Source organism: Halorubrum trapanicum (genome assembly GCF_017873555.1).
GTDB classification, from domain to species: Archaea; Halobacteriota; Halobacteria; order Halobacteriales; family Haloferacaceae; genus Halorubrum; species Halorubrum trapanicum.
On record NZ_JAGGKE010000007.1, the window covers coordinates 86,333 to 100,098 of the forward strand.

The 13,766-nt window shown below is 70.0% G+C and carries 13 protein-coding genes; 9 read left to right on the forward strand and 4 right to left on the reverse strand.

Features of this window, described 5'->3' with window-relative positions; genetic code table 11:
- Positions 1–42 precede the first annotated feature (42 nt).
- Positions 43–570 (forward strand): helix-turn-helix transcriptional regulator, encoded by a 528-nt coding sequence (locus J2744_RS09370; protein ID WP_209547133.1) that lies wholly within the window; start codon positions 43–45, stop codon positions 568–570.
- Between the two features lie 2 nt (positions 571–572).
- Entirely contained in the window at positions 573–1,010 is a 438-nt protein-coding gene (locus J2744_RS09375) for a hypothetical protein (RefSeq protein WP_209547135.1), read from the forward strand.
- Between the two features lie 39 nt (positions 1,011–1,049).
- Here J2744_RS09375 and J2744_RS09380 read toward each other — a convergent pair whose 3' ends face one another.
- On the reverse strand, positions 1,050–1,601 hold the full coding sequence (locus tag J2744_RS09380) for a hypothetical protein (RefSeq protein ID WP_209547138.1): 552 nt from the start codon (positions 1,599–1,601) through the stop codon (positions 1,050–1,052).
- Between the two features lie 320 nt (positions 1,602–1,921).
- Here J2744_RS09380 and J2744_RS09385 point away from each other — a divergent pair, with 320 nt between their 5' ends.
- A complete protein-coding gene (locus J2744_RS09385; protein ID WP_209547140.1) occupies positions 1,922–2,296 on the forward strand; it encodes a hypothetical protein in 375 nt (124 codons plus the stop codon).
- A 151-nt stretch (positions 2,297–2,447) separates the two neighbouring features.
- Positions 2,448–5,186: an AAA domain-containing protein gene (locus J2744_RS09390; protein WP_210113167.1), complete on the forward strand. Its 2,739-nt coding sequence runs from the start codon at positions 2,448–2,450 to the stop codon at positions 5,184–5,186.
- Positions 5,187–5,558: 372 nt separating this feature from the next.
- On the opposite strand, the gene J2744_RS09395 is transcribed toward J2744_RS09390, so the two are convergent.
- Positions 5,559–6,599, reverse strand: a complete 1,041-nt coding sequence (locus tag J2744_RS09395; protein WP_209547143.1) for a phosphoribosylaminoimidazolesuccinocarboxamide synthase — start codon at positions 6,597–6,599, stop codon at positions 5,559–5,561.
- Positions 6,600–6,766: 167 nt separating this feature from the next.
- Here J2744_RS09395 and J2744_RS09400 point away from each other — a divergent pair, with 167 nt between their 5' ends.
- A complete protein-coding gene (locus J2744_RS09400; RefSeq protein ID WP_209547146.1) occupies positions 6,767–7,402 on the forward strand; it encodes a tRNA (cytidine(56)-2'-O)-methyltransferase in 636 nt (211 codons plus the stop codon).
- Positions 7,403–7,418: 16 nt separating this feature from the next.
- Here J2744_RS09400 and J2744_RS09405 read toward each other — a convergent pair whose 3' ends face one another.
- On the reverse strand, positions 7,419–8,909 hold the full coding sequence (locus J2744_RS09405) for an ATPase domain-containing protein (RefSeq protein WP_209547149.1): 1,491 nt from the start codon (positions 8,907–8,909) through the stop codon (positions 7,419–7,421).
- Between the two features lie 74 nt (positions 8,910–8,983).
- Here J2744_RS09405 and J2744_RS09410 point away from each other — a divergent pair, with 74 nt between their 5' ends.
- The gene (locus J2744_RS09410; RefSeq protein WP_209547152.1) at positions 8,984–10,501 is read left to right on the forward strand and encodes a PAS domain-containing protein; all 1,518 of its coding nucleotides are present in this window, start codon (positions 8,984–8,986) and stop codon (positions 10,499–10,501) included.
- Between the two features lie 91 nt (positions 10,502–10,592).
- Here the strand turns inward: J2744_RS09410 and J2744_RS09415 are convergent, their stop codons facing one another.
- On the reverse strand, positions 10,593–11,558 hold the full coding sequence (locus tag J2744_RS09415; protein WP_209547155.1) for a hypothetical protein: 966 nt from the start codon (positions 11,556–11,558) through the stop codon (positions 10,593–10,595).
- Positions 11,559–11,709: 151 nt separating this feature from the next.
- Between J2744_RS09415 and J2744_RS09420 the strand changes: the two genes are divergently transcribed.
- From J2744_RS09420 to J2744_RS09430, 3 genes are read left to right on the forward strand one after another with little or no spacing between them, the layout of a single operon-like run.
- Complete coding sequence (locus J2744_RS09420) at positions 11,710–12,234, forward strand: transcription factor (protein ID WP_209547158.1); 525 nt, start codon at positions 11,710–11,712, stop codon at positions 12,232–12,234.
- The gene (locus tag J2744_RS09425) at positions 12,234–12,932 is read left to right on the forward strand and encodes a DUF2110 family protein (protein WP_209547161.1); all 699 of its coding nucleotides are present in this window, start codon (positions 12,234–12,236) and stop codon (positions 12,930–12,932) included. The genes J2744_RS09420 and J2744_RS09425 overlap by 1 nt, the downstream gene beginning before the upstream one ends.
- Before the next feature lie 14 nt (positions 12,933–12,946).
- Positions 12,947–13,726, forward strand: coding sequence for a DUF5803 family protein (locus J2744_RS09430; protein ID WP_209547164.1), 780 nt, complete (start codon positions 12,947–12,949; stop codon positions 13,724–13,726).
- The last annotated feature ends 40 nt before the right edge of the window (positions 13,727–13,766 follow it).

Below are 13,766 nucleotides of genomic sequence, written 5' to 3' on the forward strand. Positions count from 1 at the left end.
ATAACGCGAAGATACTTTGATATTCAGGTCGTACGCGTCGCCATGACTAACTTCGATCCGGCTCCGGTGTCCGAGACCGGCGAGTCCCGGTGGCAGGCGGGGACCGACACGTTCGGTCGCGTCTACGACGCGGTCCTCGGCCTGACGTCACCGACGACGTACGCGGACGTGGCCGACCTCGCGGACTGCTCACCGAACGCGGCGAAGAAACACCTCGACCGGCTGGCGGAGATGGGTATCGCCCGCGCAAACCGAGAGAGTCGCCCGGCGACGTACGAGCGGAACGAGGGATACCTCGAATGGCAGGACGCGAGCCGGATCGCGGCCGAACTCTCGGTCGAGGAGATCATCGACCGGGTCGCCGACCTCGAAGCGCGGCGGTCCGAGTACGAGGCGCGGTTCGACGCGACCGACCCAAGCGCAGTCTCCGTGTTCGACGCCGCCGACCACGAGACCGTCCACGATCGGATGGAGGCGGTGAGCGACTGGCGTCGAACGGTTCGGGACCGTCGGCTCTACGAGCTCGCGCGCCGGCTTGCGGAGAACGACGGACGCCTGATCCCCGCCTGAAGATGGATCCGTCGGAAGGCGGCTCGGCGGGCGGGTCCACCGGCCCGCCGGACCGACAGACGCTGCGGCTGCTCGAACGGCAGGTGGCGTCGGATCCCCTCGTCGCAGCGACCGAGTTCGAACCGGACCCGTACGAACCGCGGTCGCTGCGGGCGGAACTGGACCGCGAGCGATATCCCGATCCGGTGACCGCGGCCAGGGTCGACGTGCGGTGGTTCACGACGGGGGATTTCTCGGTCCACTACGTCGAAGACCGAGGCGACGACCGCTGGGAGTGCCGGTGGGACCGACATCCGAACGCGCACGATTCCCGACTTCACTTCCACGAACCGCCGACCGGCGACGAGATATCCGCCCTCGATCCGCCGTCGCTCCACCCGCTCGAAGTGTACTCGACGGTGTTCGAAGCGATCGAACGGCGCGTCGAATCGCTGTGGTGAGGCGGGGAATCGCCCGTTTTTCCGATAGCTCCGCTGCTCTCAGTGGAAGCCGCGGTCGACGTCGTCGTCTTCGATCAGGTCGTCCAGCTCCGAGGTGAGCAGTTCCTCGGCCTCCTCGAAGGTGTCGGAGAGCTCGTCCAGCTCGTCGGGGCGGCCGTCGAACTCGTACTCCATCGGACCGAACGCGGGCGACTCGACCGCCTCCATCACGTCCTCGAAGAGGTGGTCGGGGTCGGTCGGCGCCTCGGCGTGGACCCGCAGCGTCTCGGTGAGTCGGGTCGCCATCTCCTCGGCGTGGTCCTCGTCCTCCGGCGCCGACCGGACCGCGAACCGCCCGTCGCTTTCGGCGTCCGGGAGGAGCGGGTCGAGTTCGTCGTCGACCTTCCGGGCGACCTGCGCGCCGACGCCGCGGAGGTCGTGTGGGTTCTTCGCGTACGTCTTCAGGTGGTAGAGACCGACGCTCGGGTGGCCGAAGTAGAGGTCCTCGCCGAGACCGCCGCGGCGGGAGCCGGCGACCGCCCGCCACCCGTCGGGGTCGGTCGAGTCGCTCGCGACGTCCGCGAGGATGTCGTCCCAGTCTCGCACGCGCATACCAGCGATTGCCGCCTCGTCGCCATGAGAATGTCGGTCGCGGCGGGTTCGATCGGCGTTCCACCCGATACGGAGGTTCAGATGTGCCCATCGGTACCGAGGATCGGTGTTCGGACGCTCCTGTCAACGGTTTTCTGTTTCACTTCGCCGCCGACCCGAACCCGTTCACTTCTTCTTTGAGATATGAAACTACTATCAAAAATCGATAGACTGCGACGACTCTATTGTTTATAAACTATGAAACTATTGACCACTTTCAGGACGGTGGCTACATTTATCACTCGTTTCGTGGAATCAGTATTCCCACTGGGGAACATGTAATGAGATGTGCGTCGTGTGAGGATCGCCAGGTCCGCAAGCGGGCGATCATCGACGTTCACGGCGGGTCGGTGCTGAGCGGCTACTGTCGGTCGTGCGAGCGGAGCCACTTCGGCGAAGCGCTCGAAAACGGCGACTGGGACGGCGATTCCCGCTGTCTCCTCTGTGGCGACGGCGGTCGGTTCGCCCTGGCGCTCCGCGAGATCGAGTACGTCGAGACCCCGGACGGAGAGATCCGTCACGAGACGTTTCCGATCGGGTCGGAGACGCCCCGACTGTGTGGGACTCACCTCCGAGACGTCGTCGGCCTGCCCGCGGAAACGGAGACCGAACAGCTCCGGTTACCCGAGGTCGATCCGGTCGGTCGCTCACCGTGACCGCCCCCGGTGCCTATCGACGGGCGGGAGTCCCCCGACGAGCGACGGAGAGCGCCCGCCGAGCGGCGATCCGCCGATGGAGGGTGAGCAGACCGAGGTCGCCGAGGGACCGCACCGACAGCGTTTTTCGCCGCCGCCGCCGAGCGGGAGCGTGAACGTTCGGGGGCCGATCGTCTCCGTCGGGGAGGCGCGGACGGTGTCGACGTCCTACGGGGAGCGCGACCTCCGCGAGGTGCGGGTCCGGCCCGACCGCGGCACGGGCGACCCGGTCGACGTGACGCTGTGGGGGAAGTGGACGGAGACGGCCGAACACGCGGCGCCGGGGATGGAGCTGCTCGTCACCGACCCCGAGGAGGACGAGTACCGCGGGGAGACGGGGTACGCGACGACCGACGAGTCGTGGGTCGTCCTCGAACCCGACTTCCTCGTCGACGTGACCGGGATCCGGTCGTGGGTCCAGTGTCCCCGCATGTACTACCTGAACAAGCTCTCGGGGATCCCGCTCAACTACCCGGTGGTCAAGGGGACGGTCGTCCACGAGGTGTTCGGCGACCTGCTCCGCGGGATGGACCTGGAGGCGTCGGTGGCGGACCGCGTCGCGGAGGCCGGTCTCGAACTCGGCCTGCTCGGCTACGAGACGGAGGAGGTCGAAGACGAGGTGCGCCGCAACGCCGCGGCCGTCGAGGGATGGCTCGCGCAGGGAACCCTGAGCGACGAGGACACGTGGCGCTCGGAGTTCACCCTCATCTCGCCCACGTTCGGGCTGAAGGGGCGGGCCGACGCGCTCCGTCGCGGCACGCCGGTCGAGCTGAAGACGGGGAAGAACACCAAGCGGGAGCCGCGCTTCCACGACAAGGTCCAGGCCGCCTGCTACGCGCTCATGCTCGACGAGCGCGGCGTCGACCCCGACATCGGGACGCTGCTGTACACGAAAAACACCGCCCTCGACCGCAACGAGGAGTCGGGCGATCTGGCGCCCGCCAAGGAGTTCACGGTCGGGCGCGGCTTCTTAGAGTTCGTCGTGCGCGAGCGCAACGCCCTCGCGGCGATGGAGTGGCGCGCGCTCAACGACCCCGGCGAGCGCCCCACGGTGCCGACGGGGTACGAGGCGGACGCGACGTGTAGCTACTGCTTCGAGCAGGACGCCTGTATGGTCGTCTCCGGCCGGCTCGACCAGGAATCGAAGGCGGGACAGGTCGGGACGCCGGTCCCCGACGAGGAGCGCGACTACTTCGACCGCTTCTACACCGCGCTCGAGGAGGAGCGCCGCGAGACCCACGCCGAGTACCGGAAGCTGTGGGAGCAGACGCCCGAGGAGCGGGCGGCCGACGACCGCGCGCTGATCGACCTCGAACCGGTCGCACAGACCGAGATCGACGACGCCCGCTGGGAGCTGCGCGCCCGGAAGCCGGGCGACGCCGTCTCGAAGCTCCGCGAGGGCGACGTGGCGCTCGCGAGCGACGGCGACCCCGTCGCCGGCCACGCGGAACTCGGTCGGATCACCGAACTCGGGAGCGACGAGGTCGTCGTCGAGACGGACGAACCGGTCGAGCTGCGCCGGCTCGACGTGTACCCCTCGGAGATCTCCGTCGACCGCTCGCTCACCGCGCTCCACGACGCCGTGCTGAAGGGCGACCCCGACCGCAAGGACGTGCTGTTCGGCCGCCGGGAGCCGGAATTTCGGGATCCGGCCGAGCGACCGCCGGGCAGCCCCGGAACGGACGCCCCGGACGACCCGGACGCCCAGAATGCCCCAGACGCGTACATCGACAACAACGACGCCCAGAACGAGGCGGTCGAGCTGGCGGTCGACGCCGAGGACTGCGCGCTGATCCACGGGCCGCCGGGCACCGGGAAGACGTACACCATCGCGCGGACGATCCGCGCGCTGGTCGCGGAGGGAAACCGGGTGCTGCTGTCGGCGTTCACCAACCGCGCGGTCGACAACGCGCTGGAGGCGCTCCGCGATCAGGGGTTCGAGGACGTGTTGCGCGTGGGAACGGAGACCGGCGTCCGCGACGACATGGGGGACGTGCGGCTGGTCCAGCGCGGCGAGCCGAACGCGAAGGCGGCGGAGCTTCGGAACGCGCCGGTCGTCGCGGCGACGACCGCGACCTGCGGCTCCCGGGTCATGCGCGAGTGCGAGTTCGACGTGGCCCTCGTCGACGAGGCCTCCCAGCTCACGGAGCCGGGCACCCACGCCGCGATCAACCGCGCCGACCGGTTCGTCCTCGTCGGCGACCACGAGCAGCTCCCGCCGGTCGTCCGCGCCGAAAACGACCTCCAGACGTCGCTCTTCCAGCGCCTCATCGAGACGTACCCGGACGCGAGCGTCATGCTCGACCGCCAGTACCGGATGAGCCAGCGCATTCAGGCGTTCGCCTCCGCGGAGTTCTACGACGGCGCGCTCCGCCCCGCGACCCCAGAGGTGGCCGGGCAAACGCTCGCGGACCTCGGCGTCGACCCCGACGCGCTCGCCCCCGAACTGACCGGCGGCGTGGGGTTCGTCGACCCCGACGGCGAGCGCGACGGCAACCGGAACGTCCGCGAGGCCGAGCGCGTCGCCGCGGTCGTCGACGCCTACGTCGCCGCCGGCGTCGACCCGGACGACATCGGCGTCATCGCGCCCTTCCGCGCGCAGGTCGCGGAGATCGGCCGCCGGACCGATGTCACCGTCGACACCGTCGACCGGTTCCAAGGCTCCTCGAAGGAGGTGATCCTCGTCTCGTTCGTCGCGACCGGCGACCTCGACGGCCCCATCTTCGAGGACCACCGCCGCGTGAACGTCGCGCTCACCCGAGCGAAAAAGCAGCTGACGATAGTCGGCGACGCCGACGCGCTCGGTTCGGACCCCTTCTACGCGCGGATGCTCGACTGGGCGCGGCGGTGAAACGGTCGTCGGCCCGGTTCGTTCACGCCGGCGAGCGATAGCCCAGATCGCTGACAAACCGGTGCGGTGGCGCGTGCCTGCGAGCGGCCGCCCCCGGCGGCCGCGAGAAGCACGCGCGAGGGAGTCGGCCGGTCGGAGCGAAGCGGAGACCGGTCGACGAGGCTGGGGAGGTGAGAGGTGCGGTGCTGTGCGGTGCTGTGCGGTGCGGGGCGGGACTCAAAGGGGCAGCCGGGAGGCGGGCGCAGGCGACGCAAGGACCGCAGGGCGGGAGCGAGCGAAGCGAGCGACCGACCGAGGAGCGCAGCGAGCGTGCGCCCGCCTCCCGGCTGGGGCTTTGGCGGTGTTCGCCACCCTATCCGCGGTCACCCTATTTTATAACTCGTCGACCGCGTCGAGCGCCGCCTCGACGTCCGGGACGTCGAACCACTCGCGGTCGGTGTAGGCGTTCGTCCCGGCCGCGTACAGGTCCGAGACCGCGTCGACGACCGCCGGCGGCAGCGGGTCGGGCGACTCGTCGCAGAGCTCGCGCCAGTCGTCGATGTCGCGACCCGCGACCGACTCCTTCGCCGCCTTGACGGCCGCGACCCAGTCGGGGTCGTTCGCCTTGTACCACTGGCGGACGACCTCCTTCGAGATCCCGCGCCCGCCGTAGGAGAACCGGTTCTCGTCGAAGGTGCCGACCACGTCGGCGACGCGGAGCTCGCCGTCGACGTAGAGGCACTCGATCTTGCCGTCCTCGTGGACGAACCCGGTCGCCTCGGCGCGCTCGGTGACGACGCGGTTCACCTCGCGCGCGAGCGATTCGAGGGCCTCAATGTGGGCGACGCCCGCGACCTCGTCGGCCTCCGCGCGGGCCAGGTAGCGGTCCTGCTGCTCGTACTTCGTCGAGAACTCCACGACGGGTTCGGGGAGGTCGACCGGCTCGTCGGGCCACTCGCCGTCGGCGCCGCCGAGGTCGTCGAGTCCGAAGTCGGCGGGGTCGGCGCGCCTCCGCAGGCTGGACCCGACCGGGACGCGGTTACGGAAGACGACCTCCAGCGGGACGAGGAAGTTCTCCCCGCCCGCGGCGTGGTAGGCGTCGTAGTCGTAGCCGGCGTGCGGGCCCTCGTACGGGAGGTCGGGCACCTGCGTCAGGTCGATGGCCATCTCCGTCGGCGGGGCCGCCGCCTCGTCGAGCGGGACGATTTCGTTCGAATCCGCGACCCCCCGATAGTGCGTCGGAACCCCCTCGCGCTCCAGCAGTTCGAAGTTGAACGCGCCCATCGCACAGAGGCTCGCGCCCTTGTTCGGGATCGCGTCGGGCATCTGTCCCCAGTCGAACACGGAGTAGGCGTCCGTGAAGACGAACCGCCCCCGACCCAGTCCGTCGGCGGTCGCCGGCTCGTCGACGCGGAACTCCTTGACGCTCGTCATGGCTCACACCGCGACCGCCTCCCACATGAAACTTTCAGTTACGTGGTCACCTCGCGTCTGATTCACCCAATTCGATCCACGATTTCGGATCGTCTCCGGGCCGAGGCAACGGTCGACGCCGCGACCGCATCGAAAGCGACACCCTGCTCGCTCTCGCAGTCCGTGGCATGAACGATGCGCGCGAGGTCGTCGTCCTCCGGTACGGCCACCGGCCGGGGCGCGACGACCGCATGACGACGCACGTCGGACTCACAGCGCGGGCGCTCGGCGCGGACCGGGTGATCTTCCCGGACAACGCCGGGCAGTCGGCGGAGACGGTCCGCGATATCACCGACCGGTTCGGCGGGCCGTTCGCGGTCGAACTCCGCGACGACCAGAAGGCGATCGTCAGGGACTTCGACGGGGTCGTCGTCCACCTCACGATGTACGGCGAGCGCGTTCACGACGTCGAGGAAGACGTTCGCGAGGCGGTCGGACTCGACGGGCCGGACGTGATCGAGGAGGCGTCTCCCCCGCGCGACCTCCTCGTCGTGGTCGGCGGCGAGAAGGTCCCGTGGGCGCTGTACGAGCGCGCCGACTTCAACGTGGGCGTGACGAACCAGCCGCACTCCGAGGTCGCCGGGCTGGCGGTGTTCCTCGACCGGCTGTTCGAGGGCGCGGAGCTGGACCGCGAGTGGGAGAACGCCGACCGCCGGGTGGTGCCGGAGGCAACCGGGAAGACGGTGGTCGACACCGAGGAGGAGTCCGGGAACGACGCGGCCGCGGACTCCGGCGAGGGATCCGAAACCGGCGACCGCGACTGAATCGGTCTCGACTCGACTACTCGTCGCGGTCGCCGCGCTCCGCGCCGCGCGTCCGGTCCTGATCGACGATCTCCGGCGTGCCGCTGAGGATGCCGCGAAGCCCGGACATCGGCTCGCCGACGGTGATCCCGTGTTCCGTAATCTTGAACTCGCGGATCGTGCGCTCGAAGTCGCTCGTCCGCTTTTTCAGGACGCCGATCGCCTTGCGCAGCTCGCCGCCCACTTCGATGTGTCGGAGGAAGACAATGTTGTCCGCGAGGTAGCTGACGTTCTCCATCGTCGCCCGGAACTCCCCCGTGACGTTCCGCGTCTCGTCGACGAATATCGCCGTCACGCCCGCGTTCTTGAGGTAGCGGCCGAGCGCGTGCATCTGCTGGAGCATCGTCTCGTCCTCGCCGCGCAGCGTCAGCCGGTACCCGGAGATGCCGTCGACCATGACGATGTCGGCGCTCTCGCCTTCGACCTCCTCGCGGACCATCCGCGCGAACTCCTGTGGCGACCGCTCTAACGCCTCGACCTCGGTCACCTGAAGCGTCCCCTTCTCCAGCATCTCGTCGACCGGGATGTTGACCGCTCGGGACCGCGCGAGGAAGGTCTCCCGGCTCTCCTCGAACAGGAAGATTACGGAGCGTTCCCCCCGGCCCGCGGCCTCCTTCATGAACTGCGTGCTGAGGGTCGTCTTCCCCACGCCGGTCGGTCCGCTGACGATGGTGACGGTCCCCCGTTCGATCCCCCCGTGGAGCAGCTCGTCGATTTCCGGGATCCCGGCGGACACCTGCTCGAAGGCGGCGTCCTCCCCGCGGGTCCCCGGGCGGAGCGCGGGGTACACCTCGATCCCCGAGTCGGTGACCCGGTAGGCGTGGTCGCCGCCCTGTGTCGCCGACCCGCGGAACTTCGGCACGTCGACCGTCTTGCCGTACGACGCCGCGTCGAGCCGGACCGTCCCGTCCGTGATGAACTCGAGGTCGTCCGTCGGCAGCGACTCGGTGTTCTGGACGGTGAAAAGCACCGTCGCCCCCCGGTCTTTCAGGAATCGCATGAACCCGACCACCTGCTTCCGGAACTGGTAGTCGTCGGAGAGCAGAAAGCGGAGCTGCGTCAGCGGGTCGACGACGACGCGGTCCGGCTCGGCCGCGGTGACGCCCTCGACGATCCGGTCGGTCAGCGGCTCCCGCTCGACCTCGGCCGGCTCGAACACCTCGTACGACTCGTCCTCGACGAACGCGTCCGCGCTGGGACTCAGGTCGAGGAACTCGATCGCGTCGGTGTCGAAGCCGAGCGCGGCCGCGTTCGCCTTCAGGTCGCGGAGGTCCTCTTCGAGGTTGATGAAGAGCGCCGTCTCCCCCTCGTCGACCCCCTGCTGGAGGAAGTGGAAGCTCAGGATCGTCTTGCCGCTCCCCGCCTGTCCGCGGACCATGTAGCTCTGGTCTGGAACGAGACCCCCGGACAGCACCTCGTCGAGCCCGACGATGCCGGTCGACGCTCGCTCGGACAGCGGTGATGTCATGCCTTACCAATCGAGCGGGGCGGTCATATAAATGGGGTAGTTCTTAGTGCGTTCCCCGCCTCGTCGGAAGAGAAATGGACTCGGAGTCGGATCCCGAAGCCGGTGCCGACGGCGACGAGTCTGCGGAACGGAACGGCGACGACGTTCCAGCCGGTGACGACGCTCGTGGTGACGACCTCGCCCCGCGCCCGGACGGCGACGAGACCGTCCTCCTCCTGATGGACGGGGACCGCGACCGCGAACTGCTCGCCGAGGCGCTGGGCGAGCGGTACGAGATCCGAACCGCCGCCGCGCCGTCCGCGCTCGGCGGCGAGTTCGACTGCTGTCTCCTCGATACCGACGCCTTCGACGCCGCCGGCGAGGCGGTCGACTCGCGGCGCGAGCGCGCGGATCCCGCATTCCTGCCGTTCGTGTTGCTGGCGAGGGACGGGTCGCGGAGCGGGCTGGACGACCGCGCGTGGCAGCGCGTCGACGACGTCGTCGAACTGCCGGTGGGGCGGCGGGCGCTCCTCACGCGGGTCTCGAACCTGATCGAGCGGCGGACGACCTCGCTCCGGCTCAGGCGAACCGTCGCGGACCTGCGGCTCAAAGAGCGAGCGATGGACGAGGCGCCCGTCGGGATCACCCTCGCGCGGGCGACGGGGGGCGACGACAACCCGCTCGTGTACCACAACCAGGAGTTCGAAGAGCTGACCGGCTACGGCGAGGAGACGCTCGGCGAGGACTGCCGGTTCCTTCAGGGACCGGACACGTCGGACGAGACGCCGGCGGAGATCCGGGCGGCGCTCGACGAGGAGCGACCCGTGAGCGTCGACATTCTCAACTACCGCGCGAACGACCAGAAGTTCTGGAACCGGGTCACCATCGCGCCGCTCCGCGACGAGGAGGGGAGTACCACGCACTTCGTGGGGTTCCAGACGGATATCACCGAACGGAAGATCCGAGAGCGGCGGCTGGAGGTGATGACCCGGGTGCTCAACCACAACCTCCGGAACAAGATGAACCTCATCTCGGGGTACGCGGATCTGCTCCGGGGCGACCCCGACGGGGAGATGCGCCGCCGGTCGCTGGACGTGATCGGGAAAACGGCGGACGACCTCACGGGGATCGCGGAGGCGGTCCGGACGGTCGACGAGACCCTCTCGGCGCCGGCGTCGGAGGCGGCGGTCGACCTCCGGGTGGAACTGATCGAACTCCGGAACCGGATCCGGAGCCGCTACCCGCACGCGGACCTGACGCTGTCGCTGCCCGACGACGACCCGATCGAGGTTGCGGTCGTCGGCCTGACCGTCGCCGTCGAGGAGGCGGTCGAGAACGCGGTGAAACACAACGACGCGGCGACGCCGTCGGTCGAGGTGCGCGTCGAGCGAGACCCCCCCGGGTGGATCGCGATCGCGATCGAGGACGACGGCCCGGGGATCCCCGACCACGAGACGCAGGTGCTGGAGTCGGGCGAGACGTCGCTGACCCACGCCGACCGCCTCGGCATCTGGCTCATGTACTGGGTCGTGGGGAAGGCGGGCGGCGATTTCACCGTCGACACCGGCGAGGACGGGACGACAATCCGGCTGGAGGTCCCGACCCACCCCTGAGTCGGTCGAAGCCACGCGGCCGGCCGTCTCTATAGCGCACTACCCGCCTCTACGACGCCCATACCCGCCTCTACGACGCCCCTACCTGCCCCTACAGCGCCCGTTTCGAGCGGAGCCGCGCGAGTCGGGTCCGCGCCTCCTGGCGACTCGTCCCGCGCACGCGACCCGTCTCGGCGTCGGCCATGGAGACCAGGGAGAGGCGATCGAGGAGGGGCGGCCAGTCGCCGGCGCCCGCGGCGTCGCTGGCGAACGCGACCGCGTTGCCGAGCCCGCCACGTTCATCGCTTCCGGCCCGCGCGACCAGCGCGTCCGCGGCGCGACGCCCGCCGGCGACGGAGAGCCGGTCGCCGACCGTCGCGGGGATCCACGCCGGAAGCAGCACCAGCCAGCACAGGACCCCGGCGGCCACGTAGGCCCACGACGGGACGCGCTCGCGGTCCGGCTCGTACCCGTGGATCCGGTTGACGCGCCGGTCCGCGGCGGTGCGGTCCCCGCGGCGGCCCACGAGCAGCGTCGCGAGCAGCGCCGCGGTCTCGACGGCCGCCAGCGCCGGGAGCGTCGCGGTCGTGAGCAGCGCCTGCCGCGTCCGGAGCCTGACGAGGGCGTGGCGCAGCGCGGCGTCGCGGTCGGCCTTCGGCAGCGCGAGCAGGCGCGTCGAGACCACCAGCCGGGAGCCGCGGTAGCCGTCCGTGACGGCGACGTTCGCCGCGTCGGCCCGGACCGCGGTGATCTCGGGGGCGTCGACGCCCACCTCGGCCGCGAGCGCCTCGACGCGGTCGGCGACGAAGTCGGCCCGGCGGTCGTCGAGGTCGGCGTCCGGGAGCCGCGAGATCCGCCTATCGACGAGAACCGGACCGAGGAGCGCGGAGCCGGCGGGACCGACGACGATGGCCGCGAGCAGTCCGCCGGGCGCGCCGAGCGGGAGCACGCCCAGTCCGCCGGGACCGAGCAGCGCGGCGGCCGGGACCAGCGGGACCGCCGCCAGCACCGCCGGGACCGCGAGGAGCGCGAAGGCGCCGAGCGCGCGTCGCCCCCGTCCGTCGACCGAGTCTGTCATACGGCCGAGTGTGAGCCACGGCGCGTAAAGCTCTGACGGACCCGCGGGTGGGTCGGCGGCGCGGTCCCGGAGGCGGTTCCGACGCGCGTCGGGACGAGCACGACCGCGCCTTTCGGAGGTTTTAACCGGATTCCACCACCAGTTTCGCGTAATGGCTTTTGAGGATCTACTGAACGACCCCGTCATCCAGAAGTACCTCCACGAGCTGGTGGGACCGACGGGGATGCCGGTCGCGGCCGCGCCGCCCGACGGCGAGGTCACCGACGAGGAGCTGGCCGAGGAGCTGGGACTGGAGCTCAACGACGTGCGGCGCGCGCTGTTCATCCTGTACGAGAACGACCTGGCGACGTACCGCCGCGTCCGCGACGAGGACTCCGGGTGGCTCACGTACCTGTGGACATTCCACTACGACAACATCCCGGAGAACCTCCAAGAGGAGATGTACCGGCTGCTCGACGCCCTCGAAGAGCGCGAGGAGTACGAGCGCACCCACGAGTTCTACCTCTGTGAGGTGTGTTCGATCCGCTTCGAGTTCGGCGAGGCGATGGACTTCGGCTTCGAGTGCCCCGAGTGCGGCTCGCCGCTGGATGCGATGGACAACGACCGGCTCCGCGACGCGATGGACCAGCGCATCGAGCGGCTCCGCGACGAGCTCAACGTGGACGTGACCGGCTGATGGTCGTCCTCGCAACCAAGTGCTACGTCGAGGGGGACGCCCGCGACCGCGCGCTCGACGGCATGAACTCGCTCGTCGCCAACGACGTCGGCGAGCTCGACGTGGACTGGCAGGTCGGCGTCCGCGACGACGGGTTCGTCCAGATCGACGTGACGGGCGAGGACGCCCCGGTCGCGCGCAACGTCCTCGCGGAGACGTGGGGCGAGATCGTCGCCCACGACGGCGGACTGGAGTCCGGAGAGGAGTACGTCGGCACCCTCGAGTCGTGGGACGACGTGGGGTTCACCCTCGACGCCGGCGTCGACGTGTTCGTCCCGGCCGACGAGCTCGGGCTCGGCGTCGGCTCGCCGCAGCAGGTCGTCGAGCGGTTCGGACTCGTTCAGCACCTCCCGATGCGGTTCGTCTACGGGGGCGACCCGGACGGCGACGACGAGCCGGAACCGTCCCGGCTCGCCGACGCCGAGCGCGACCGTCTGTACGACTGGCAGCGCGGCGACGGGCGCGTGAACGTCAACTCCGCGACCCGCGGCGAGACGCGCGCGACGGTGAACCGCGCGGGCCACGCGCAGGACATCGTCACCGTCGAGCGGCTGGGACTCCTCGAACAGAGCATCGTCTGCGCGGAGGGGACCGACCCGCCGGGGCTGCTCGCGGCCATCGGCTCGTACCTCCCGGCCGAGATGCGCTGTGTCGTCTGAGGTGAGTTGAACAGGTGAACCGACGCTTCGCGCTCGCGGTGGCAGCGATCGCCCTCCTCGCGGTCAGCGCCGGCTGTCTCGGCTACGCGACCGGCGGCGGCGAGGTGACGAACGAGACGCTCGACGCCGAGCCGCCCCGCGAGTACGACTTCGACACGGACCGGGACGCCGCGTTCGACCTCTCGACCGACGCGACGTACACCGTCGTGTACGCGGTCGGCGACCGGGAGGAGCTGCGGCTGTACGAGCAGACGCCGTACGCGGGCGACGAGCCGATGGAGTTCGAGGCGCTCCGGTACCGGTACCCCGACGGCGAGGTGATCACCGGGAGCGAGTTCCGCGCTCGCGGCGGCGAGATAGAGCGGACGACCGACGAGACGTGGATCCGCTTCGCGGACGACATGGCCGGCGGCAGGCTCGCGTTCTCCGGCGACGGGTCGCCGCGCCGGTTCACCATGCGCGCCTACGTCGAGGGGTCGTACGCCGTGACGCTCCCGCCGGAGTTCAGCACGGAGTTCCCGATCGTCGGCCACGTGTCGCCGCGCGACCACTCGGTCGAGACGGTCGGCGACCGCGACCGGATCGTCTGGGACGAGGTGACGACCGAATCGATCGTCGTCCAGTCGTACCGCGAGGGGGACCTGCTGGTGTTCGGCGTCATCCTCGTCATCGGGGCGATCGCCGCGGTCGCCGGGACGGTCTACTTCCGGCGACAGCTGGAGGCGCTCCGCCAGCGCAGACGCGACCTCGGGTTGGGCGTCTACGACGACGAGGACGACGACGGCTGGCTCTGACGGACGCGGTCGCACCGAGTTCCTCGCGTCGCCCGCGCCG